This is a genomic window from Coleofasciculus sp. D1-CHI-01 (assembly GCF_040218875.1).
In the GTDB taxonomy this organism is placed as follows: domain Bacteria; phylum Cyanobacteriota; class Cyanobacteriia; order Cyanobacteriales; family Coleofasciculaceae; genus Coleofasciculus.
Genome location: NZ_JAVJQP010000130.1, coordinates 26,944 through 50,231, shown reverse-complemented (window position 1 = coordinate 50,231; position 23,288 = coordinate 26,944). Strand labels below are relative to the sequence as shown.

The 23,288-nt window shown below is 45.5% G+C and carries 16 protein-coding genes and 2 pseudogenes; 9 read left to right on the top strand and 9 right to left on the bottom strand.

The annotated features are described in order from the left end of the window. Positions 1-70: 70 nt before the first annotated feature. Positions 71-1,873, bottom strand: a complete 1,803-nt coding sequence (locus RIB93_RS23335) for a DUF7453 family protein (protein WP_446376125.1) — start codon at positions 1,871-1,873, stop codon at positions 71-73. Positions 1,874-2,881: 1,008 nt separating this feature from the next. Next, entirely contained in the window at positions 2,882-4,480 is a 1,599-nt protein-coding gene (locus tag RIB93_RS23330; protein ID WP_446376123.1) for a DGQHR domain-containing protein, read from the bottom strand. Positions 4,481-4,739: 259 nt separating this feature from the next. Here RIB93_RS23330 and RIB93_RS23325 point away from each other — a divergent pair, with 259 nt between their 5' ends. Together RIB93_RS23325 and dndB are read left to right on the top strand one after the other, a co-directional pair. Next, the gene (locus RIB93_RS23325) at positions 4,740-4,931 is read left to right on the top strand and encodes a hypothetical protein (protein WP_446376121.1); all 192 of its coding nucleotides are present in this window, start codon (positions 4,740-4,742) and stop codon (positions 4,929-4,931) included. An 85-nt stretch (positions 4,932-5,016) separates the two neighbouring features. Beyond that, complete coding sequence (gene dndB / locus RIB93_RS23320; RefSeq protein ID WP_446376119.1) at positions 5,017-6,126, top strand: DNA sulfur modification protein DndB; 1,110 nt, start codon at positions 5,017-5,019, stop codon at positions 6,124-6,126. A 33-nt stretch (positions 6,127-6,159) separates the two neighbouring features. Here dndB and RIB93_RS23315 read toward each other — a convergent pair whose 3' ends face one another. Then, on the bottom strand, positions 6,160-7,335 hold the full coding sequence (locus RIB93_RS23315; RefSeq protein ID WP_446376117.1) for a DNA sulfur modification protein DndB: 1,176 nt from the start codon (positions 7,333-7,335) through the stop codon (positions 6,160-6,162). Positions 7,336-7,424: 89 nt separating this feature from the next. Here RIB93_RS23315 and dndC point away from each other — a divergent pair, with 89 nt between their 5' ends. Together dndC and dndD are read left to right on the top strand one after the other, a co-directional pair. Further along, positions 7,425-9,044 carry a DNA phosphorothioation system sulfurtransferase DndC gene (dndC, locus tag RIB93_RS23310; RefSeq protein ID WP_446376115.1) on the top strand — a complete coding sequence of 540 codons (1,620 nt, stop codon included), beginning with the start codon at positions 7,425-7,427 and terminating at the stop codon, positions 9,042-9,044. A 192-nt stretch (positions 9,045-9,236) separates the two neighbouring features. Then, complete coding sequence (dndD, locus tag RIB93_RS23305; protein ID WP_446376113.1) at positions 9,237-11,222, top strand: DNA sulfur modification protein DndD; 1,986 nt, start codon at positions 9,237-9,239, stop codon at positions 11,220-11,222. A 213-nt stretch (positions 11,223-11,435) separates the two neighbouring features. Here the strand turns inward: dndD and RIB93_RS23300 are convergent, their stop codons facing one another. Both RIB93_RS23300 and RIB93_RS23295 read right to left on the bottom strand, forming a co-directional pair. Continuing rightward, positions 11,436-11,606, bottom strand: a complete 171-nt coding sequence (locus RIB93_RS23300) for a hypothetical protein (RefSeq protein WP_446376111.1) — start codon at positions 11,604-11,606, stop codon at positions 11,436-11,438. 87 nt (positions 11,607-11,693) lie between these two features. After that, positions 11,694-13,910, bottom strand: a complete 2,217-nt coding sequence (locus tag RIB93_RS23295; protein WP_446376109.1) for a hypothetical protein — start codon at positions 13,908-13,910, stop codon at positions 11,694-11,696. Between the two features lie 181 nt (positions 13,911-14,091). On the opposite strand from RIB93_RS23295, the pseudogene RIB93_RS23290 reads away from it, so the two are divergent. Next, positions 14,092-14,241: pseudogene (locus RIB93_RS23290) on the top strand (ADP-ribosylglycohydrolase family protein); the annotation flags it as partial. A 344-nt stretch (positions 14,242-14,585) separates the two neighbouring features. Continuing rightward, a complete protein-coding gene (locus tag RIB93_RS23285) occupies positions 14,586-16,430 on the top strand; it encodes a tetratricopeptide repeat protein (protein ID WP_446376107.1) in 1,845 nt (614 codons plus the stop codon). A gap of 232 nt (positions 16,431-16,662) precedes the next feature. On the opposite strand, the gene RIB93_RS23280 is transcribed toward RIB93_RS23285, so the two are convergent. The 4 genes and pseudogenes from RIB93_RS23280 to RIB93_RS23265 form a co-directional block, all read right to left on the bottom strand. Further along, entirely contained in the window at positions 16,663-18,249 is a 1,587-nt protein-coding gene (locus RIB93_RS23280) for a glucose-6-phosphate isomerase (protein WP_446376105.1), read from the bottom strand. A gap of 236 nt (positions 18,250-18,485) precedes the next feature. Continuing rightward, entirely contained in the window at positions 18,486-18,743 is a 258-nt protein-coding gene (locus tag RIB93_RS23275; RefSeq protein ID WP_446376103.1) for a cytotoxic translational repressor of toxin-antitoxin stability system, read from the bottom strand. A 50-nt stretch (positions 18,744-18,793) separates the two neighbouring features. Further along, positions 18,794-19,045, bottom strand: coding sequence for a hypothetical protein (locus RIB93_RS23270; protein ID WP_446376101.1), 252 nt, complete (start codon positions 19,043-19,045; stop codon positions 18,794-18,796). A 4-nt stretch (positions 19,046-19,049) separates the two neighbouring features. Beyond that, positions 19,050-19,322 (bottom strand): annotated as a pseudogene (locus RIB93_RS23265) (zinc ribbon domain-containing protein); the annotation flags it as partial. Positions 19,323-20,081: 759 nt separating this feature from the next. Between RIB93_RS23265 and RIB93_RS23260 the strand changes: the two are divergent. From RIB93_RS23260 to RIB93_RS23250, 3 genes are read left to right on the top strand one after another with little or no spacing between them, the layout of a single operon-like run. Next, on the top strand, positions 20,082-20,438 hold the full coding sequence (locus RIB93_RS23260; protein WP_446376100.1) for a hypothetical protein: 357 nt from the start codon (positions 20,082-20,084) through the stop codon (positions 20,436-20,438). Further along, on the top strand, positions 20,435-20,698 hold the full coding sequence (locus tag RIB93_RS23255) for an HNH endonuclease (protein WP_446376098.1): 264 nt from the start codon (positions 20,435-20,437) through the stop codon (positions 20,696-20,698). The genes RIB93_RS23260 and RIB93_RS23255 overlap by 4 nt, the downstream gene beginning before the upstream one ends. 7 nt (positions 20,699-20,705) lie before the next feature. Further along, positions 20,706-23,213 (top strand): NACHT domain-containing protein, encoded by a 2,508-nt coding sequence (locus tag RIB93_RS23250; protein WP_446376096.1) that lies wholly within the window; start codon positions 20,706-20,708, stop codon positions 23,211-23,213. The last annotated feature ends 75 nt before the right edge of the window (positions 23,214-23,288 follow it).

The following is a 23,288-nucleotide window of genomic DNA, read 5'->3' as shown; positions in this document are numbered from 1 at the left end:
GGGTTTCATCGGAATACCTCAAAGCAAAACGTTAACGGTAGAAATTGCATGCCTTATTTTCAGCTAAATTCTACTTTTGCTTGCGTCTTAATGCTGAACCTGCCCCAATTGCACTCATTACAAGTAAGCCTAATCCTGTAGACGGTTCGGGGACTGTGGCTGGTTCTGACAGCGTCACAAACTCATACCTGAGATTATCCAAGGCAAAGTTTTGGTATCCTTCTTTAAAGGTTATCTCAGCCCGGAGAAAAGGTACAGTACTTTCAACACCAAAGAATCCACCCAAAAACCATGGGTCTTGACTAGCCTCACCGGAAAGCGTTCCTAAAAAGTTTTCGGCGGCGTCGAATAATTTCACAGTAACAGCATCTTCTTCAAATGTTTTATCAATAGGAGCATCCCAATAAAAATCATCGTATTGACTTAAGGCAAAGCCAAATCCTAGACGATTTTGGGGTTCTGGGAATATAACTGACAGTTGATCATCAAAGCTCCCACTCCAGTGACCAAATTTAATATCAGGTGGATTGATGTTATTGGTCTGAAGTATATCCTGACTGTAGCCACTGTCTCCCAGATAACCGATATGTACAATTCCGTTGACTATATAAGCAGGTGGAATGCTTTGATGCCAGTAACCATTAGATGCATAGTCAATTAATGTTTCCTGTTCAGAAAAATTATCGATTTCGATAGGTTTTAGAGTTGCTGGAATCGGTTTTGTGAGGGTTCCTCCCCAATCAAGAACAACAGCATTAGGATCTGGATCAGCACGGAAAATTCCACTAGAACCGTCAGCCAGTTTCGCAAAGAAAGCGAATTGATCGGCATCGTTGAATCCTTTATTAGAGAAACCTACGCTAGTCACAGTAGAACCAAAGAGTTCATCACCGACAGCAATCACCTTATCAGCAACTGGGTCAGTTCCGGTAAAAATTCCGTATTCCCCAGTATCGAGTAGAGCGCCAAACGCTACAGCATCATTATTGTTAATAGCAAGACCTGAAAAAGAACTAAATGCCCCGCTAGTATCAGCGATGGAGGAGAAGGAACCATTCTCACTGGAGAAAGTGAAAATACCTTGGCTTTCATCATCGTCTAGGGAAGCGACGAAAGCCAGAGTATCAAAATCTTTCGTATCAGAATCGTTCAGCGAAAGGGTGCCAAAACTACTAAATATATCGTTAGTGTCGGCTATTCGGATAGGTTGCGTATCCCCATTGCCGATAAAGATACCACTATTTACAGCATCGAATAACGTTGTAAATGCAACATATCCATTGTTATTAATCGCAAAATTACCTCCGCTACTTTCAGCGATAATTTTGCGGTTTACACCATCGCTGGTAAAAATACCATTTTCTGACAACACTCCCTGATAAAGGACAATACCATCATTGTTAATAGCTGAGTTACTAAAAGCAGAATGTTGAGTGAGGCAGTCTTCGCTTTTGGTAATAGTAGTAAAGGGTTCACCATTGCTCGTTAATAGTACATTGATTGGACAACGAGGAGAACTTTCAAATGTCCCTAAAGCAATAGTATTACTATCATTTATATCCGTCACATAGAAAAAATCTCTATGGGGCGTAATTTGGGTGATAGATTCACCATTACCAATCAAGATAATATCTCTCCAATAATCATGACCCCAGCTAGCATTGTTCAAGGGCCATTGATCAGAGTCTAATGTAGCTGTAAAGGCTACATTTCCTTGATTGTTAATGGCGGGTAAGTTGTAAGAGAAGTTGTAGGGACCGCTATCATCAAAAATGCGACTAAACGTATAGGCGTCAGCGTCTCCCATCGCCAATAAGCTGAGAGTCACACCTACTGCTGTTGCTGATAAGTGATAAATTGTTGGGGGTTTCATCGGAATACCTCAAAGCCAGAATTTAACGAGAGAAGTTAGAGGAGTACAGAGTTCGTCTATCATGAACTTTCTGTCTTTTCCAGGTACTTCCGTGCTTTTAGGATTTCCTACCTCAGGCGTAGTCACCGATTAATGATGTCTGGCTGGGGGAGACGATGGGAAAATACCTGGGGTTCAGCTATCTGTTTTACACGCCCGCTATAAACGCTAAAACAGAATACCTACTCTTTATTATTCTCCCAGCATAGTTGAAAGGCTGTGAAGATTTGATGAAGATTTAGCCGTTAGATGAAGCTTGTGTGAAGATGGGGGGCGGTGGGCGAGTCAATAAAAGTGAGAGGTTGTCCGATTAACTTGGGTACAGAGACTCACCCCTACAGCCCCGACATTGGATATGTATTTATGTGAACGACCAACATCAAACCGAGCTAGTTAAAACTGTCGCCTACCATAGGTAAGATAGATTGGGTTAACCTGTATCCATTCATCTCATCGCGCGATCGCACTCTGTAAACCAATACCCTATCTCTGCTATTTAGGCGGGTAAAAGAAACCTTAGCAAAGGGCGACCCGATCAAATTAAGTGGACACCGTTGTTACTTGCTGCAAGCGGGTCGCCCCTACAGTCAATCTGACTTTTCACGGCATATAATAATTTTGACCGGAAAACCGGGATACAATCCCCGTCCTTCTAGGACGGCTTTTTTATGTCCTTTATCCAATCTCGAACCACCTATGAACTAACGTCCTTGCTAGTCAGGTATGGTGCGTAAATGTGTAGGGGCGGGTTTCACTACTATTTCTTCGGTTGCACCCAGATGAGACTAAACCCGCCCCGATTCGTCGGTTTTGTGATTTCCTGTGAAAAGCCAGTACGGTAAAGAGTGACCCGATAAAATTCAGTCAAGGGCGACCCGATAAAATTGAGTGGACACCGTTGTTAATTTGTGCAAGCGGGTCGTCCCTACCGTTACGATAACCATTCAATTTCACACAATCTATCAACATTCACAATACAGGTGGAAGTCCCACATCTCTAGGCTTGACAAACTTACCATTAAACCCTACTGCTTTCCCCTCAATTGTTCTGGCTTCCGCTAATTCTCGCCGCAGTTCTGCTTTTTCCATCCCATCTTCTGTCCCCGCAATAATATAAATCAGTAATCGGGCGGCTAAATCTCGTCCTGATACCATGATCCGCTTCTTATTTGGGTCAAATAACACCCCATACCACAAAGATTGGGGCGTCTCCATCTGACTAAATCCTCCTTCCGCGTCGTATTTACTGAGTTTCTTAAATACCGTTTTTAGGGATAACTTTTTCTTAAATATCACAATTCCTAAGGCTTGGGTAAAGGCAATTTGCCCGACGGGACGGAAGAGAATATTCCCTTCCCCACCATTTTTCTCAAAGCTGAAACGGCGTAACTGGGGGGTTTCTTCTCCTTGTTCTAATCGTTGATAGCTGGGTAAGCTGGCTAAGTGGTCAAAAAATTGATTAAAGGTGTCAATTCCCGCTGCTAATTCCTCATCATCGGGACGCATCGGGATTAACCCTTTCTTCTCCGGCGGTTTCCAGTGGGGGAATTGATGGTCTAGATACCGTTGAGACATTTCATTTAACGCCTGGAGGGTGGTTAATACGGTGGATTTGGCGGCGACGGTGGCGCTATCCCAATTGACGCGGGGGTTGCGTCCAGGGACTTCTTTTAATAAGGGATGGTTGACGGCGATTTTGCGGGCGACGATGGAAAAACCGTCATTTTCATTTAATAGCGCCAGTTGTCCTTTACTTAAGCGTAATGCCATTAAGTTGACGTGGACAAAAATCGACCGGACGCGCCGCCTTGCTTCGTCGCGGGTTTCGCCTTTGGCGATGGCGGGGATGAATTCGATACCGATTTTTTCTTGGGCAAGACTTTGTAAGTAGGCGGGCTTGAGTTGGTATTCGTCGATTAGGTCGTCTATGGTAATTACACTGCCGACGGGTTTCTTGTTTTTGTTGTAACGTTGCAGTCTTCCGGTTTTAAGTAAGGTCATTAGTCCCTGAACACCCATGAGTCGGTGTTGACCATCCAGGGCGAAGATGGAAACGGAGGGGGAGACATCGAGGAGTCCCACGGTTTGGTTTTGGTCAAGGGGAATGAAATCCGCCGCAGACTGGCGGGCGCGTCCTTGTTTATCCCATTCCTTGGCTTTGGGATTGTCTACCCAGGTGGGGCTGTGAACGACGAGAACGGCGGGGAATTTGTGGGCTTGGCGGGCGGCGAGGTATTGGGTGAGGGGGGCTTGGCGTGACCAGTCGAGGGGACGTTGCAGGATTTCATCGACGGTTTCTTCGTCCCGGATGACGTTATCGGTTTGGGGGTCGAATTTTTGCCGGAATAGGGGGAGTTGGGAGGCGAAGCGAACGCGGCTATCTAACCATTCGAGGGTGACGGACCCGATAAAGGCTTCGGTACTCCCCATCTGGGTTTTCTGGACAAGAAGGCGATCGCTTCTGGCTAAATGGCGATCCAATAGCAGGGCTAGCGCCTGTCGATCCTGGCTGTCTTGTTCCAGGATTTGGCTGGCGATGTCTGCTTTTGGCTTGTCGGGGCTACTCATAGGTTTTATAAAATTTTAGTCTGTTTTTAAAAATAACTGTTTTAATATTTTTATGTCAAATGGGTTTTTAAAAACCAAAATTGTGCCATACTAGGGATGTCACCTGCTTTTGGCTTGTCGGGGTGAGTTTAGCCAACAGCTACAGCCCTCACCCCCAGCCCCTCTCCCAAGCTTGGGAGAGGGGAGTAAGAGAGGATCTTTCTTTTCACCGATAACCTATCAACAAAATCCGCCATGAACCAATATTTTAATAACGACAATGAGTCATCCAGTAAAGGTTTTAGATCCGAATTCTATTGAGGCGTATCGGACACGAGTGCAACTTCTCGCAGGTGAGTTGAAAGCTGCCAAAAATCAGGTTGCGCGTGTGAATATTGCCTTAATGTTAGCGGATGCAGCAACAACATTAGCACGGCTGGAACACGATGAATGGCAAAACCCAAATTCCTAATCGGTAAATCAATGTAAATCAACCCAACTTTATAACTAAACCTATAACCAAGGACAAAGGACAAAGGACAAAGGACGAATGACCAATGACCAAGGACAAAGGACTGATTCCTTCTTTTGAGTACGTTTTCCCCGCAATCCGAGGGATTCAAGCGGGACGGGAATATTATGTGTCGATGTGTCCAGTACGATTTATTCCTAAGCTGTTTGCGAGGGAGGATGAGGAGAATCCGCCAGATCAGAGAGTGGCGCGATCGCTAAATTCTAAACGAGTCCCAGATATGGCGAACTATATCTTGAATAATCCCGATAATTATACCGTTTCCGCGATTACCGCCGCGATTGATGCTGATATTAATTTTGAACCCATTGGTATCGAAAAAGAAGGGCGAAAAATGGGGCGTTTACGAGTTCCCATGGATGCGCGGTTTCAGATTACTGATGGACAACATCGCTGCGCGGCGTTTGAGTGGGCGCTGAAGCAGAATCCGGCGTTGGGATATGAGACAGTGGCGGTTATTTTGGTTTTGGATATCGGGTTGCGCTATTCCCAGCAGATGTTTTTGGATCTCAACCGTTATGGGGTTCATCCCGATGCGTCATTGGCGATTCTCTATGATCATCGCCATCCCCAAGCAACTGTGGTCAAAGCAGTGATTAGAAATATTAATGTGTTCCGCAGCCTAATAGATAAGGAACATCAGACATTACCTGTGCGATCGGGGAAGCTATTTACGCTGCATACCCTTTATAATGCTACGTCTATGCTGTTGGCGGATTGGCAAACGGCTGAATTAGAACAGCAGATTGATTTGGCAATCCGGTATTGGCAAGCGGTGAGTTATTGTATTCCCGATTGGGAGGCGGTGAGACAACGGACTGTAAGCGCCAGGGAGATGCGCCAGGATTATGTTCATAGTCATGGGATTACACTTTTGGGATTGGGGGCGGTAGGGTCAGTGTTACTCTCGGTTTATCCCCATAGCTGGGAGGAACGTTTGCAGGAATTGCGACAGATTGATTGGTTGCGTTCTAATCCCGATTGGGAGGGACGAATTATGGTCAAGGGTCAGATTTCGCGATCGCGAACCAGTATAGGGCGGATGGTGGCTTATTTGAAAGGGTATTTGGGTTTACCGTTAACCTCACAGGAGGAGGAGTTAGAAAATGCTAGCGGTTTAGTTAAACGGAGTTAGAAGATTGGATGAGATTAAAATGATCACCACTATTTACATCCAGCCTAACTTTGTCTTAGCTGCATTCACAGCTATTCTGATCGGGCTGGCACTGGCTGAGATTTTGTAAGGTTTAGATGGATTTTTTGGGTTAGGGTCTTTTTTGATAATATTTCCCTGCCAAAGTTCACTGGCTGTTGACCAATTTAGTTGGGCAAGTTGTAAAACTTTTTCATCGTCAAATGTATAAATGCCTCGGTTCAATGTTAAGTAGAGCAAGCGTCCCAGAATTTCTAGTCCAACACTTCTGCCTAAAATACAGTCTTCTTTGAATGTAGCAATGTCTTCAACGGTTAAGTCATCAACATTAGTTTCACAAATATCTTGCGTTTGACTGCATTCTGAGAAAAACTGATTGAGGCAACTCGCTAAGGCTTCAGAGGCTTGAGCAACGTCATGGTTTTTTAGGTCACTATTCGGATCATTGACAAAAGCACAACTTACTGATTTAGCTATATAATTCGTTGTGTAAATTAATTTCTTTTTCGTAGATGGAGAATTTTTAATGCGTTCTGTCTTATCTTCAAACATGGAAACTTGCTCGATTAAATTCTTGGTAATGCCAACTGTACCTTCAAATTCACCAAAGGACAAAAGTAGAGATTTATCCAATGCTTTAGTTTGAGCCATATCTCTAAAATCAGTCTGGCATTGTCTAAAATCACCCTCTATAACCAGTGTTATGGGAAAATCATTATCAGCGATTGACTCACCATGAGGACTTTCTATGAGTTCGTGAATCGCCCGCTTGCGATGCTGTCCATCCGTAACATCTAACTTAACCCCGCGAGGAATGATGACTAGACAAATTCCCCTTCCCAATTCAATTAACTCAATCTTCTCTGGATCAACATTGGCGGTTAGGGTTCCGACAATCCAGGGTTTGTCTTTACCAATACGATTGAGGATATAGTGTTTAATTTCATCCGTATGTCCTTTTACCTCTGGACGATTTTTACCCGAATCAGGATTGTTATCCGTGGAGGGTTTAGCTTGAAGCAGAGTAGGCAAATCATCGGCAGGAACGTTAATCTGGATCATTTGACGCTTGCCCTGCCGGAAAATCAGTCCAGGATAGCACTTTTGACGGTGATGCTTAGCAAAGTACGGCTCAAGCACTTGATCAAGCTGCTGATTGGATTCAGACTGGAGGCGGTTGTAATCAGACATATAAACCAATAAAATCAGTGAAGCATTATGTATCTATTCTAATTATGACTCGCTGGAAACGTAAATCGGTAAAATACGGACTTTGAACGATGACACAAGCCCATCAGACTTCTCTCTTCCCACCACGTACTGTGGCTGAGTTAGTGGAAGATATACAGAAGCTAACAGCAGAAATCCAAGATTTATACTGTCAAGATGAAATACCCTTCGTTATTGGCTGGAGTGGCGGGAAAGATAGCACAACCGTACTCCAGTTAATTTGGAACGCGATCGCAGCCTTGCCACCGGAAAAACGGAGGAAAAAGATTTATGTTATCACAACAGATACGCGGGTAGAAAATCCGATTGTCTCTACCTGGGTTCGTAAATCCTTGGAACGAATGAAGCAGGCGGCAAAAGAGCAAGAAATGCCGATAGAACCCCATTTGCTCTACCCGAAAACTGAACAAACATTTTGGGTAAACTTAATTGGCAAAGGATATCCAGCACCACGCAACCAATTTCGTTGGTGTACCGAACGTCTGAAAATTCATCCGGCTAACCATTTTATCCGTGAAGTTGTTCGCATGAATGGTGAAACAATTCTGGTGTTGGGTACTCGTAAAGCAGAAAGTGCTAAACGTGCTGCCACAATGGAAAAGTATCAAGCGGGTAGACTTCGCGATCGCCTCAGCCCTAATGGGAGTTTACCCAACTCTCTAATTTACTCTCCGATTGAAGATTGGCGCAACGATGAAGTTTGGCTTTATTTGATGCAGTGGCAAAATCCTTGGGGTAATACGAACAAAGACTTATTCTCCATGTATCAGGGCGCAACAGCCGATAATGAATGTCCTTTAGTAGTTGATACCTCAACGCCTAGCTGTGGTGATTCCCGGTTTGGTTGTTGGGTTTGCACCATGGTTAATAAAGATAAATCCATGGAGGCGATGATCCAAAATGATGAGGAGAAAGAGTGGATGCAGCCTCTCCTTGATATTCGCAATGATTTGGATATTAAAGACGATCACGATAAGAGAGACTTCCGCCGTATTTACGGTAAAGTTGAACTCTTTGAACGCAATGTTGATGGTGAAATCTCAGTTAAACCGATTCATGGTCCCTATACGAAATACTGGCGGGAACATTGGTTAAGACGAGTTTTAGAAGCCCAAACCCATGTCCGAAATACTGCGCCCCCAGATATGCGCGATATCACTCTAATTACACCAGAGGAACTTAGTGAAATTCGCCGTATCTGGTTAGAAGAAAAGCATGAATTTGACGATAGCTTACCTCGTATCTATGAAGAGGTTACAGGCGAACCCTTTCAAGATTCCCGCCCTAGCGCCGAACGTAAACTTTTGGGAAGTGATGAATGGACAGTCTTAGAAGAAATCTGTAACCAGGATGAAATGCACCTGGAACTCATGGCAAAACTTCTAGACACTGAACGTCAATATCATACTAAATCTAGACGCGGTATCTATGAAGCCCTAGAAAAATGCTTTAATAGCAGTTCTCGTTCTCGAGAAGACGCGATTGACCACGCCCACTATCAGCGACATATGAAAAATACGGTTGAGGATATCAAACAGGATTTGTCAGACGTTCATGAATTGAGACAGGCTTGGGATAAGCCGAAGCAAGAGAAACCTAAACAGCTATCCTGGGCGAGTTTAAAATTCCCTGAACCCGATTCAGAAAATACTGAAGATGCAGACGGATAGATAGCCAAAATATTGTAGAGGCGTTTCATATAATGTCTCTACAATCAACATTCACATTCTATTGTGTTCGTAGTAGGCACGAAGCGTGCCATAAGCGCTAAAGCGCTTACTACAAACTTACTATAAAGTGACATTTCTATTCGGTTAAAGATCATCGCTGATTTTATCCCCCGTCTAAATTAGCCCCTGACTATGATATTTCTGGAACTCGCCCTGCAAAACTTTGGTCCCTATCAAGGGCGACAAGTGATTAACCTGCGTCCCGAAACTAACAATTCTACCCATCCGATTATTCTTTTTGGCGGGATGAATGGGGGTGGAAAAACTACCCTAATGGACGCCATTCGCCTCAGCCTCTACGGTTCCCGCGCCCAATTTTCTACTAGGGGAAATTTAAGCTATAACGACTTTCTCACTCAATGCGTGAACCGGAACACTCCGCCCACGGAAAAAACTCGTATCGAATTAGCCTTTGAAGTCGTAGAAGAGGATAAACCCAGAATTCTGAGAATTGTCCGCTATTGGACAAAAGACGCCAAAGATGGGAAAGATACTCTGGGTATTTTAGTCGATGAAGAGTGGCCCGATAAAGCCCTGGCAAATACCTGGGATGACTATATCGAAAATCTGCTTCCTCTGGGTATTTCTAATCTCTTTCTCTTTGATGGGGAACAAGTCAAAGAATTGGCGGAACTAGAAACTCCACCCCCGCTGGTGGTGAGTGCAATTCAATCCCTGCTTGGGTTAGAATTGGCTGAACGTTTATCCACAGATTTAGATATTCTCGCCAGTCGGAAGCGTCGGGATATTGCCAATCAGAAAGAAGTGGAAACCTTAGATAATATTGAAGCCAAACTTATTGCACAAAAAGAAAAACAGGAGGCGGCGACACAAGACTTAAGCGCCCTAAAATCTAAACTGGACTATGCTGCAAAAGAACAACAGATAGCCTCGGATAAATTTGTCTCCGAAGGTGGTAAACTTGCCAGCGAACGCAGTCAACTGGAAGCCCAATCGGAAACCCTGATTGAACAAGCGAATCAGGTGCGTCAGGAGATGCGAGAACTGGCGGCTGGTGTACTTCCCTTGTCTCTGATTTCTCCGCTATTGGAACAAGCGAAATCTCAAGCCGAACAGGAACAAAAACAACACCAAGTTAAATTGACACGGGATGTGTTAAAAGAACGGGACGCTCGGTTAATTCAGTATATCAAAAAGATTTCCTTGACACCCAAGCGAGTCAATCAGATTCAATCGTTTATAGAGACAGAAAACCAAGAACTCGATCAAGAAATTGCCGCCCAAGAGGAACCGTGGTTATTGGCTGATGAAGCCGCTATTACTCGCCTAGAAACCCTGCTGAACTATGAACTGTCAACCGCACAAAAGAACGCCCAAAGCCAACGAGAACGCCTGCAAAGCCTAGAAACTGAAATTGATGCGTTAGATCGGCAAATTGCTACCGCCGCATCTCCTGAAGCCTACAACGCACTGAAACAGGCATTTACCGACGCCCAAAATAAAGTGGTTAAGGTTAAAGCCGCCTACGAAAATGCCTCTCGTCGCTGTGAGGAAATCAAGAACCAAATTACCAAAACGAAAAAGGAGTTGGAAACTTATGCTGATGAAACGATTAAACTGAAAAACAATCAGCATATTATTAATTCGATTGCCAAGGTGCAAACCACATTGGAACTCTTTCGAGAGAAGTTAACTCTGAAAAAACTGAACAAACTGGAAATCGAAGTTACCGAATGCTTCCGCTATCTGTTGCATAAATCAGACTTAGTTCACCGTGTCGCTATTGACACCCACAGCTTCAGCCTTTCTCTCTATGATCCGGAAGGACAACCGATTCCCAAACACCGTCTCTCGGCGGGGGAAAAACAACTGTTAGCGATTTCCTTTCTTTGGGGACTTGCCCGTGTTTCTGGGCGTCATCTTCCGGTGGCGATTGATACACCGTTAGGACGGTTAGATTCCTCTCACCGGAGTAATTTAGTGGAACGGTATTTTCCCACAGCGTCTCATCAAGTTATCCTGTTATCCACGGATACTGAGATTGGACAAACTGAGGTTAAACGCCTACGGGAATTAGACGCGATCGCGCAAGAGTATTGCCTGAATTATGACCCCAAAGAACGGCAAACGATTGTAGAACCGGGTTATTTTTGGTAAGGATTAGGGGAGAATGGGTTGGGGGGGTTTCGCGATCGCACGCCGCATCTCCCCCAGCTTCCAGACGCGCCATGGCACGTCTCTACATTGCTTCCCCAGCTCCCCCTGCTCCCCCTGCTCCCCCTGCTCCCTCTGCTTCCCCTGCTCCCCCTGCTCCCCCTGCTCCCCCTGCTCCCCCTGCTCCCCTGCACCCAGACGCGCCATGGCACGTCTCTACTTGGCATCTCCTGGTTTTTTCAACGTCGCCAAATATTTACTCAGCGCTTCTGCCAACTCTTGTTCTGGGGATTGCTTTTTGGCTGGAGGTTTTTTCTTCGGTGCAAAGCCACCAAAGAACCACATCCAAAACAGGGCATACATTGCAATTATTACAAAACTAGACATGATAAGAATAAATCCTAAAAGACACTCGTGAAACAAGTCTGCTGAAATTCTTCACGATAGAATTAATTCTATCCGGATAAAATTCAGCTAGTTAGCACCCTCTTTTAGCGATTTCAATACAATTTTATCCTCTATTATTTCAATAGTCTGGTTTCCCACCTGAATTTGAGGATTAAATTCACTTCCTAGAACCTCAACCTCAGGCGCTGTCCCGGATTGAACCGTCATGACAACAATAAAGCGATCGCGCCCTGTGGCTTGAATCCTTCCCCCTGTCTCACTGGGGATAAATTCCAGGTTCACGTCAGAGGGTGTAATAAAGGTTCCTTGCATCGTCGCCCCGGATTCCGCCTCCAGGGTAAACTGTTGACCTTGAATCGTCACGTCTTCCTGGGTATGCATAATCCAAGTTTGATCCGGTTCTGCGGCGTCAACCACCTGATCCACCAAGACAAACAACCCCGGTACACCAGATGCGCCACTATAATCTACTGCTAGCGATCGCAACCAGTTTTGGTGGTGTAAACTAACCATACCCGACCCATCCGCACTTGCCTGAAATCCGGTTAAGTTCGCCGTCTTCCCCGCCTGCTTTTCCGGTAACAACACCACATTTTCATCCCTCTGTTTCCCATCAGATGCCATTCCCGCCGTCACCCAGCGCCCTCCTAATCCCCAAATTCGGAAACTTCCCGCATCGGGAAATGACCAATGTCCGCCTCTGGGTTTCTCTCGCTTCAAAAAAATACTGGTAACAAAATCATTTTCATCTCGCCACTGATTGCGGAACGTAAAGAAGCCTTTTTGTGCATCTACTAATACCCGCCCCCACACATCTGCGGGGTTCTGAATTGTTACGTCTTGGGGATATCCAGCGAAAATATACGCCGCTTCATGGGGTAACTCAATGCCAAAACTGTTATCCCCCTTCCTCCCCCAATGACGGTTAAAGAACCACATAACTCCTGGTAGCAGCCGTTCCGGTACTATCCCCAATCCCACCGCAAACATAGAACCCGTGGGGCTTAAGCGATGACGCCCATAAGTGGGAATCGCCACTTCCCCATCTTCACCCACCATCCGAGTCACATACTGGGGTAGAAACCAAGCCGCGTGCGATCGCGTGACCAAGTCTTCCCCCAATACAGTCTGATACGCTTGTAAAAAGGGCATTACGGTGAGAAACCAGGGTTCGGTACTGTAATGATCACCCTCAGATCCAAAACCGCGATCGCCAATGCCAATGGTGAGATAGCGTTTAATATTCCGTTCCGCCACTTTCAGCCAACGCCAACTCTGGGCATCCCCCTCCTCCAGTAGCGCCAACGCCGCTAACCCAGCCGCCCCTCGCGCCCTTGCATTCCAGTTACTCGCCGGGTTAGGATTCCAGCCATCACCCGCCGTTCCTTTCACCAGCAGGGCGGTTTGAGTCGCTAACCAATCGGCTACCTGTTGTACCTGTTCCTCATCCCAAGCCAAATAACACAAATCATACGCTAACGCCACGCCTGCGACTACTGTAGAATGTTCCAGTAAACGGGGTCCCGGTTGGTTCATGGAATTGACAGTAATCTGCCAAGCGGTTTCGGCGGCGGTTTGATCCTGCTGGATTAGGGAGAGGAAACAATACCCAGCCGCGTGATAGCCCCCCGTTGGCACATAGCCATCGTAATAGATGGGTTGGTCTAGACTCCGTTGCAACTGTGCCAGAATCGCCTCACCCCTAGGCGTCTTAGCCTGTTGACGCAATTGGGGAAGTTGATCTTGGCGAAAAATTAATCGAGGATGTTCTTGGGGACGCAGAGGACGATGATTTGCCACGGGTTGTGACCAATGGGGACGAATAATTCCCTGGACTTCTCCCTTGACAGGTTGGTCATTTAGGGTTCCAGAATAAGTGCCAATTAGTTGATTATCCTCATGCAACCGCACTTGGATATCATACTCTGCTTGTCCTTCTAGGGATTGCCAAGGATCAGGATAAATTTGCATCTGCACATCCAGATTCCATAACCGTCCCCGTTGACTTATCTGGAGAACTCCCTGATGATCCGCCTGATTGAACTTCGGCGCAAATCCCCATACTTCGCGATCGCACTCATCAGCATCACAGACTAAATCTATGGTTATATCCTGATAAACGGGTTCCCCTTCCCAGGTTTTCCACACGCCACGTTTTAGGGTTAAACGGATATCCCCGGATAACATAGCTGGATCAATCATTTCTGCTGGGGAAGGATGAGAACCTCCTAACCAGAAAATAAATGACGCCGCTATTAAATAAAGGATTTTGTTATTGGTCATTGGTCATTTGTCATTCGTCATTGGTCATTGGTAAGGCGCTTGTAGGGGCGACCCGCTTGCATAAATTAACAACTCCCATCCACTCAATTGGATCGGGTCGCCCTCTCCTCTCTTCCCCGTGCAAAAGGGGATCAAATGTATCCCATAAGAGCGGAAAGTGCTGTAAACTCAACAGTCAATTATGTTAGGTACGATTACTGGAGATATTGTTGGCTCAATTTATGAAGGACAAAGTATCAAAACCAAAATTTTTGATCTGTTTAATCCGAGGCGTTATTTTACCGATGACACGGTACTCACCATCGCCGTCGCTGATACCCTTCTCATCGGTTTTTGACTCCTCATGCAATATCTGAGTAGAACACCAGTTCAGTAGTCTCATCTTTACTCTATTCTTCCCGAAAAATTTACAACGACTTAAATGACTTCCCAGCGCGACGCTGATTGCAGCGTTTGCGTAAATTATCATAGAATATTACTGTATTACTTGTTTTACATTGTCTTACAGCTCTGAGTGCCTTTCAGACTGGAACCTGAAAGATAGAAACCACTCATCACCGACTGAGAGCAAGTTGCCATTGTGTAACAGTGAGTCAAAACCCTTACTCCTTACTGAGTAGACTGTCACGCTTTGTAGGGGAGCATCTATCTGAACAATTTAAATGAAAGATGATAATGCAGCAGCCAGATCAAGGCGGTAAGGGGGATCAATCCCCAGATGTGCTGTCACCCGAACAAGCGTGGAAACTCTTGACAGCCCTAGCGGGTAAAGAGCGCATGTTGCAGGATCGAGGCGCACAGAAGGTTGTACCCCTATTATGTGAATGGCTGGGATATCTGTCGTTTGGCATAGAATTAGTCGGGCGATACTTAGCCAAACATCCCGATATATCTTTAACTGATATGCTCAAACGGCTGGAAGCACGACATCCTGATACAGCAAGCCAGCCGCCAAGCCAACCGACACTCCAATGGCGAATCAACACCATCTTGGACTGGGTATGGAGAGAACTCAATCCCCTAACTCAGCAGGTTAGTCAACTTTTGAGCTTATTTGCCCCAACCCTTTGGCGGTGGCAATGGTTAGACTATGCCAGTGAGATTTTGCATTGGAGACAGGCAGATCTCGACCAAGCCAAAACTCAACTGTATCAGTGGCGTTTAATTAAGTCAGTGGCAAATCGCCGGGGTTGCTACACAGTTGAGCCCTTAATTCGGGAGTTTTTTCGCAAAAAACTGGAGACATTGGATGCACCCACCGTCTTTGTGTCTCACCCTCCTTTTCCGTTCCCACCCCAGACGTCGTCCAAGCCGATTCCCCAGCCACCTCAACTGGATACTCAGTCTTCTTTGCCAAGGCAAATTTCCGATGAGGATTCAGCCTCGCAGACGCCACCTCCTAGAGAATGGTCTTCCTTTCTCTTCCCTTATCCTGACGTCCCGGGGTCTGCTGAAGATTGCCTGATTGAGCAGCAACTCTATTTTCCGATTACGAATTCCACTTGTTCGTGTCAACGAGACAACTCTTACATTGCCAATTCAGGAGTTTCCCAAAAAAGCAAGAATAAAGCACCACCCTTAAGAAAACTTCAGGCTGATGACTTCAGGCAGGCTTTTACCGCTATTCTTATTGAACTGGTTCAGCAAATTCCTGATCATCCTACCCGCGAGCCGATAACGTTTTTGGATGAGATCCTGCCTCACATTCAAGAAATAGCCCACACCCTAGAATCAGCCGTAAGGGATGAAGATTTACTCTGCTTATTTGACAGTTTGGGCAAATTCTCTAAAGGTCAAGGATTAACGGATTTACTTTGGCTATTCGATCGCTTAGGTAGATTTTATCAGCATCAGGGAGTGGGCAATCAGGCAGAATCCTGGTTTCAGCGGTGCGTATCTATCGCCCAAGCCGCTTTTGGCGAGGAACATCTTGATGTTGCCACTAGCTTGAATAATTTGGCAGGACTTTATTATACCCAAGGTCGCTACAGTGAAGCTGAACTCTTTTACCTGCAAGCCTTAGAGGTGAGAAAACATCTGTTAGGTAATCATCATCTTGATGTTGCCACCAGCTTGAATAATCTGGCAGGACTTTACTATGCTCAAGGTCGCTACAGTGAAGCTGAACCCCTTTATTTGCAAGTTTTAGAGGTGAGAAAACGTCTTTTAGGCAATTGCAATCTTGATGTTGCCAGTAGCCTCAACAATTTGGGATTATTGTACTATGCTCAAGGTCGCTACAGTGAAGCTGAACCCCTTTATTTGCAAGCCTTAGAGGTGAGAAAACGTCTTTTAGGTAATTGCCATCCGGCTGTCGCGACTAGCATTAACAATTTAGCCGGACTCTACAATGCTCAAAAACGCTACAGAGATGCAGAATCGCTATTAGTTCAGGCATTAAGTTTGAGTGAACAGCACTTAGGAGATGATCATCCTAATACGGCTATATTTCGGAAAAATTTATCCATTCTCCGCACTCATAATAAGACTAATCGTCGCTGGTGGCAATGGTTATGGTAAAAGCGAGATTAGGGAGCAATATTAGGGAGCAATATTAGGGAGCAATATTAGGGAGCAATATTAGGGAGCAATATTAGGGAGCAATATTAAGGAGCAATATTAAGGAGCAATATTAGGGAGCAATATTAGGGAGCAATATTAGGGAGCAATATTAGGGAGCAATATTAGGGAGCAAGATGCTCCCACTACTTTAGAATTTATCCGTTTTTCAGGAAAAAGACTCCCTCAGCCATTAAACCGCAGACACTTTTAAGTTACTCGGTTCTCCCAGTTTTCCTTCTAAAACCACACCCCGTTGATTGGTGTGGAGATGGCGCAGAATTTTATAAATGGCTTCTATTTGGTCAGTTGCCTCTGCTTTCTGTGCCAACTCTGATAAAGACATGGGTTCCCCTTGATCTTGTAAAACCTGAATCACCCGTTTCTGTAAGTCCAAAATTGCAGAGGCGGCTTTTTTACCTGCTTCCACTCCAGGTTGATGGTAAGCGTTGATATTCACCAGGGAAGCATACAATCCTACAGCCCGATCATATAAAGCAATCAGCGCTCCAACCGTGCGAGGATTGACTTGGGGAATTGTTACGGTAATCGAATCTCGTTGATTGTCATACAAGGCTTTTCGGGTTCCCTGTAATAAACCGGATAAATAGTCACCGGATGTTACCCCGGCTTCTAGCTGTGGGGAGTGTCCCTCGCGATCGCGCAACACTTCAATAAAGGTGACAAAGAAATTAGGAACCCCTTCGCGCAACTGCTGCACGTAGGCATGTTGATCCGTTGAGCCTTTATTGCCGTAAACGGCGATTCCCTGATGTACAGTATTACCATCCAGGTCTTTTTCTTTACCCAAAGATTCCATAACTAACTGCTGGAGGTAGCGAGAAAAGAGCAGCAGGCTATCTTTATAAGGTAAAACCACCATATCTTTTTCACCCTGACCATTCCCCGAAAAATACCAGGAAAGTGCCAGCAACGCCGCCGGGTTTTCGTGGAGATTATGGACACGGGTAGCACTATCCATTTCCTTCGCACCTGCCAGCATCTGGCGGATATCAATCCCTTGCAGGGCGGCGGGTAACAGTCCCACGGCTGACATTTCTGAGGTGCGTCCTCCTACCCAGTCATACATCGGGAAGGTTGCCAGCCACCCTTCTGATTTTGCCAGTTTCTCTAGGTTACTATCTTCACCCGTAATCGCCACGGCATGGGTAGCAAAGTCCAGTTTCTGGGATTCATAAGCTTTTTTTGCCTCAATCATGCCATTGCGGGTTTCCGGGGTTCCTCCAGACTTAGAAATGACTAAGACAAGTGTGTTAGCCAGACGCTCTTGCAGTTTAGCAATCGTGGCATCAATCCCTGCCGGATCAGTGTTATCTATAAAATGAATCGCCAAGGGCGGGACGTTAGGAGCAAGGGCATCAGCGACAAACTCAGGACCCAATGCTGAACCGCCAATGCCGATGGAAAGAATATCGGTGAATTTAGATGAACCTGGGGGATGGATATCACCACTATGGACTTTAGTGGTAAAGGATTCAATCTTCTCTAAGACAGTGAGGATATCTTGACGCAGTTCGGGGGTAGGCGCTATGTCAGGATCTCGTAACCAATAGTGACCCACCATCCGATTTTCATCTGGATTTGCGATCGCGCCCCTCTCCAATGCCTCCATATCCTCAAATGCCTTCTCAAACTTAGGTCGCATCGCCTCGACAAAGGCATGATCAAATCGCATACGGCTGACGTCGAGGTAAAAGTCTAACCCTTGGTGGTAATAGAGCCAGTCCTGATAGCGTTGCCAGAGTGCAGCGGCGTCCATAAGTAGCTTCTCAAATTCCTGTTTTTCCAATCACAAGTGTATGTTGTCCGGGGATCAGTTGTCAGTTTTCCTTTTTCAGTCGCTTAGTCTTATCAGCCTTCCCCTGCTCTCCCAGCTCCCAGACGTAGCATGCTACGTCTCTACATGCTCCCCCAGCTCCCAGACGTAGCATGCTACGTCTCTACATGCTCCCCCAGCTCCCTCTGCTCCTTTGCCCCTGCCTTCTGAAAGCCTTCTCAAATATACGGCTTGGGCAACACACGCAAAAACTTGACGATGTGACCCGTCACTTCAATCCCTACCATATAGTTGTCGATGGTAAATCGGTAAAAAATAGCATCTGAGCCGATGGGGTGAAGCCCTGGCAGGTCGTGAATGCTTCTGAGATGGATGAACTTCTCAAAAACCATGTCATAGACCTGCTGATAAGCAGCCGACTCTAGGTTTTTGAGATCTTGTAAAAAAGACCGCGCATAGCGTACTTCTAGACTCACAGGATATACCCCGATTCCCCACGAATCATTCTAATCTTTCTGCAAAGATTTTAGGGCAGATTTAGCAGTCGCAGCGCCTCTTCACGGGTCATCGCATCTCCGGGTCGAATTGTTCGCATGGATTCTTGCATGGCACAGAGCATATACAAGTCATAATAGAACGGTTGCAGAACTTCCCAGGCGTCTGCCAAGCTTTCATCAGGGAGTTGATCCACTAAATCAGGTAACTGTTGGGTTAAGCGTTGCAATCGACCTCTGAGTAAATTCATCAGCAAAGAATACTCCAATTGATTGACACTCACCGCCCTATAATAGCGGTGATTCTTCCGTCGCAGGGATTCCGATGAATTTACCCTCAGAAAGCATCTTGACCCTTCGGCTTATCTCGACTCCGCTCGATACAAGTCGCTCAGGGTCAACCGTGTGTCTCACGGCTGCAAGTCCTCGCAATAAGACTATTTGAGCTGCGGCTACCTCTGTGTCGGTTGTGTAGCCGCAGTGATTACATGAATGGATACGCTCTGATCATAGTTTCTTGCCCGTTTCTGTTAAGCAATTGGGACATATTTGGCTCGTCTTGAGCCAAAATGTAGTCGTTCTCTTGCATAGGAGCAGTAACTGTGTGACTTCAATCGACTAACCCGCATTGTTCAAAATTTACCAGACTTTGCCTCTGAGTGCGATCGCAGAGGCTTGGTTACAGAGGCGTTGGCAAATGTACCGCAAGTGAATAGCATCTTGGCGCGGCTAGACTTAGACGGTTCTGGAGATGGTTGCTTCTGTCGAAGTCATCAGCTTTTTATCTCAGTTTGGACAAGTGACTGACAGGAGAGAGACTTTAACGGTTTTCCTCAACTCTAAGCTGTCACCCATTTACAGCGCGATGGCGTGTAAGTGAGGTACACAGACAGATCCCCGACTTCGTAGGAGTTGTCGGGGATCTTGCTTAGAGACTGTACCTCATCAACCACCAAATCTGCTGTAAATTGGGAATGGGTAGCGAGCAAGATGCAAAGCCTGCGGCATGGCTTCGCTAAACGCATTACAACGATTTTGCTGTTGTTAACATGAAGGTTTAAATGCCGAACAACGTATTCAACCTTTGACAAGCGATGAAAATTCAGACTTGATTTCTGAGTTAATGAACAACCTGTAGGGGCGACCCGCTTCATCTAATTAATAACACTAATCCACTCAATTAGGTCGGGTCGCCCTTTATTCATAAGTCCTGTGGTGGGGATAGATGTTAGGTTTTAGGTATTACCTGCATGGCTGACAAAGAGCGCGATCGCAGGCTTGTTAAAATTGATGTAATTCCTATCCTGACATTACCGAAACATGCAAATCACCCTAGAAGTCCCCGATCGCCTCGGTGAGAAACTGCAACAATTGGGCGATCGCCTCCCAGAAGTCCTTGATCGCGCAATTGAGGAACTTACCCCCCCAGAAACCATCTGCTACCAAGACGAACTCCAGATCGTCGAACTGCTTGCTAGTCAACCCAGTCCAGAAGTTATCCTTGCCATCCGCCCCACGCCTGCTTTACAAACCCGCATGAGCGAACTGCTCGATCGCAATAAATCGGGTACACTCTCGCGATCGGAAGAAGCCGAACTTGCTCGATACTTGCTTCTAGAACATTGGGTGCGTTTAGCAAAAGCTCATGCTTACAAACACTTACAAACAGCAGCATGAGTTATGTATCAGCAACTCTGCGTCGGCTAGTGACTCAACGCGCCGGAGAGCAATGCGAGTATTGCCGATTTCCCCAAACAGCTTCACTTTTCGCCTTTGAAATGGAACATATCATTGCCGAAAAACATGATGGCATCACTGAAGTTGAAAACCTAGCTTTATCTTGTCCTTACTGCAACCGCTTCAAAACGCGATCGCACTCACAGATGTCCCAGCAAGCAAGCTATAGTTGGCTTATGGGAATGCAGGGCAAAGGTTAATTTGACGGTGAAATTAGACGCAAACACCATCAATGAATTAGTTGAACTCCTCCAACCCTTCATGGAAGATGAGCGCAGCCGCCACTCTTGGTTAATCCTAGCGCTGGGTAATAATGCATCAGTGTTACAGCGCATCACTTGGAATGGTGCTGTGGCGACATTCATCCCGGAGATGGTGTGTAAGCTAGCAGACTATGGCGAAATCGCACCGGGAAAACCAGCACTTTGGGCATTATTGGAGTATGTGCGATCGCACTCTGGTATCGATAGACAACAACGTATTGATAAACTGCGTCCTCGAATTGATTTAGGATGGCATTCTGAGCGAGTAACGGATACCTCTGATATTGACGCTCTTGTGGAAAACGTGCGATCGCGTCTCCATGATGATATCCAATCCTTGTATGGCACAATGCCGCTTTGGGGCGTGGATCATTGGGTACCCTTGGGTGATTTGTTTGTGGATGTCAATATTCTGGAGGAGTTGAGCAGTAGTCGTCGGTCAGAATTGCCAGACTTGTGGCAGGATTTTAAGGAGAATCCCGGCTATCGTAGTTTAGATCGCATTGGCTTGGGTAAAGAACGCCAACGGGTGTCAGGATTGGAGGTGCTGGCGAAGAATAGCAACCTTATGGTTGTGGGTAAACCCGGTTCAGGGAAAACAACCTATTTGCAGCGAGTGGTGACGGAGTGCGATCGGGGAAATTTACAAGCGCACCGGATTCCTGTATTGATTAAACTGCGAGAGTTTGTAGACGATGGGCGGGAATTTGCCTATTCGCTAAAAGGGTATCTAGAGCAATTCTGGCAGTTATCGAATACCGAAACTCAATTAGTTCTGAAGCAAGGTAAAGCGCTGGTTCTGCTGGATGGATTGGATGAGGTGACGGGGGAGGATGGGAAGAAAATCACGAAGCAAATCAAACAGTTTGCTCGTACTTATCCGCAAGTGCAGGTTATTGTAACCTGTCGGACACAAAGCCAGGAATCACAATTTGATCGGTTTGATTATGTGGAGGTGGCGGATTTTAATAAAGATCAGGTAGAGGCGTTTGCGGAACATTGGTTTAAAGCGGTAGTGCGGGATGAGTCGGCGGGATTGGCAAAGGCGCGGGAGTTTCTGGAACAGCTTTTTTTAGAGGAGAATACACCAATTCGGGAGTTAGCGATTACGCCGATTTTGTTGAGTTTGACTTGTGCAGTGTTTCACCAGACGGAGAAGTTTTACTCAAAGCGTTCCCAGCTTTATCAGGAAGGGTTGGAGTTGCTGCTGGAAAAGTGGGATAAATCGCGGGAGATTGAGCGGGATGAAATTTATCGGGATTTGTCGGTAGAGCGAAAGCTGGAACTATTGCGCTATTTGGCGGTGAAGAAGTTTGAACAAGAGCAGTATGTGTTGTTTGAGCAGGAGGAGATTCAGGAATATATTGCGGAGTTTTTGGGAATTGGGCGGCGAGATAGTCGAGCGGTATTGGAAGCGATCGTAAAACAGCATGGGTTGTTGATTAAGCGCAGTCGAACAGTTTTGTCATTTTCACATCTGACATTTCAAGAGTATTTAGTTGCCTTAAGCCTAAGTTATAAAGATAAACTTGGGGATGAACTGATAAAATATCTATCTTTTAAAAAATGGGAGCAGGTTATCCTGCTGTTCTCTGAGAAACTATCCCATAGGGATTATTGTGTTTTTATTGATCGCATTCAACTTACTATTGCTCAAACTGTTTCCAGTGATGAAAATCTACAAAATTTACTCAAATGGGCTGATCAGAAAGCTGGCAATACTTGTATTAGCCCCTATTCAAAACCAACTCTTCGTGCCTTTTATTTGAGCTTAATGACAAGCATTAACACAATTGATGAATTAGAACCTCTACAGATGCTAGAACCCTCCTGGAGACCAAGCTGGTTTTTGCAAGATTTTGGTAATCTTTTGTCAAAATTGGATGATGAAATTGAGTTGTCTGTTAATCATTGCTTTGGGACAGGATGGGTCTTAGGGAAGCCTTGGGGTTCTCTAGAGGGTGAACCTGCCTTAGATAACTCTCTCTGCCATGCTCGCGCTCATGCTTCCTTAGACGGGCGAGCTGTACTTTTAGACAAGGAGGAATTTGAGTTGTTTAGTAGCATGGATGATGTCAATTATGATGCAATCGATAAACCTTTGTCTGAGGCTATCGAGTTTTGTCAGAAAAATAATTTTAAAGACTTAGGAGTTGAACTATGCCAACTCTGTGATCAACTTAATCAATGGACTGACTGGAACCAGGAAGAATATCATGAATGGTATGTTAATAACATTGAAGAATGGGCAGAAAAGCTAAGATATATTTCAATTCAATATCGCAATGTAGATTATCCGTGGCAGATGGAAGAGCAAGATTGGTCTAAATTATATGTATATATCTATGTTAATAAAGTTTTACTATGCTGCATTGAAAACAATCCTGAAAAGGGCAATGATATAATTTCATCTATTAAGAATAATATTTTGATGCCATATTCAGAGATTTGAGTAACTTGTAGCTTGGGTTGACGAAGGACATCCAACTGCTCAGTTTTAGAAGCTGGATTTTGCTACAATCAAGCT

Coding starts and splice junctions, on each gene's coding strand:
- RIB93_RS23335 (WP_446376125.1), bottom strand. CDS start 1,873: ATGAAACCCCCAACAATTTATCACTTATCAGCAACAGCAGTAGGTGTG.
- RIB93_RS23330 (WP_446376123.1), bottom strand. CDS start 4,480: ATGAGTAGCCCCGACAAGCCAAAAGCAGACATCGCCAGCCAAATCCTG.
- RIB93_RS23325 (WP_446376121.1), top strand. CDS start 4,740: ATGAGTCATCCAGTAAAGGTTTTAGATCCGAATTCTATTGAGGCGTAT.
- dndB (WP_446376119.1), top strand. CDS start 5,017: ATGACCAAGGACAAAGGACTGATTCCTTCTTTTGAGTACGTTTTCCCC.
- RIB93_RS23315 (WP_446376117.1), bottom strand. CDS start 7,335: ATGTCTGATTACAACCGCCTCCAGTCTGAATCCAATCAGCAGCTTGAT.
- dndC (WP_446376115.1), top strand. CDS start 7,425: ATGACACAAGCCCATCAGACTTCTCTCTTCCCACCACGTACTGTGGCT.
- dndD (WP_446376113.1), top strand. CDS start 9,237: ATGATATTTCTGGAACTCGCCCTGCAAAACTTTGGTCCCTATCAAGGG.
- RIB93_RS23300 (WP_446376111.1), bottom strand. CDS start 11,606: ATGTCTAGTTTTGTAATAATTGCAATGTATGCCCTGTTTTGGATGTGG.
- RIB93_RS23295 (WP_446376109.1), bottom strand. CDS start 13,910: ATGACCAATAACAAAATCCTTTATTTAATAGCGGCGTCATTTATTTTC.
- RIB93_RS23285 (WP_446376107.1), top strand. CDS start 14,586: ATGCAGCAGCCAGATCAAGGCGGTAAGGGGGATCAATCCCCAGATGTG.
- RIB93_RS23280 (WP_446376105.1), bottom strand. CDS start 18,249: ATGGACGCCGCTGCACTCTGGCAACGCTATCAGGACTGGCTCTATTAC.
- RIB93_RS23260 (WP_446376100.1), top strand. CDS start 20,082: ATGCAAATCACCCTAGAAGTCCCCGATCGCCTCGGTGAGAAACTGCAA.
- RIB93_RS23255 (WP_446376098.1), top strand. CDS start 20,435: ATGAGTTATGTATCAGCAACTCTGCGTCGGCTAGTGACTCAACGCGCC.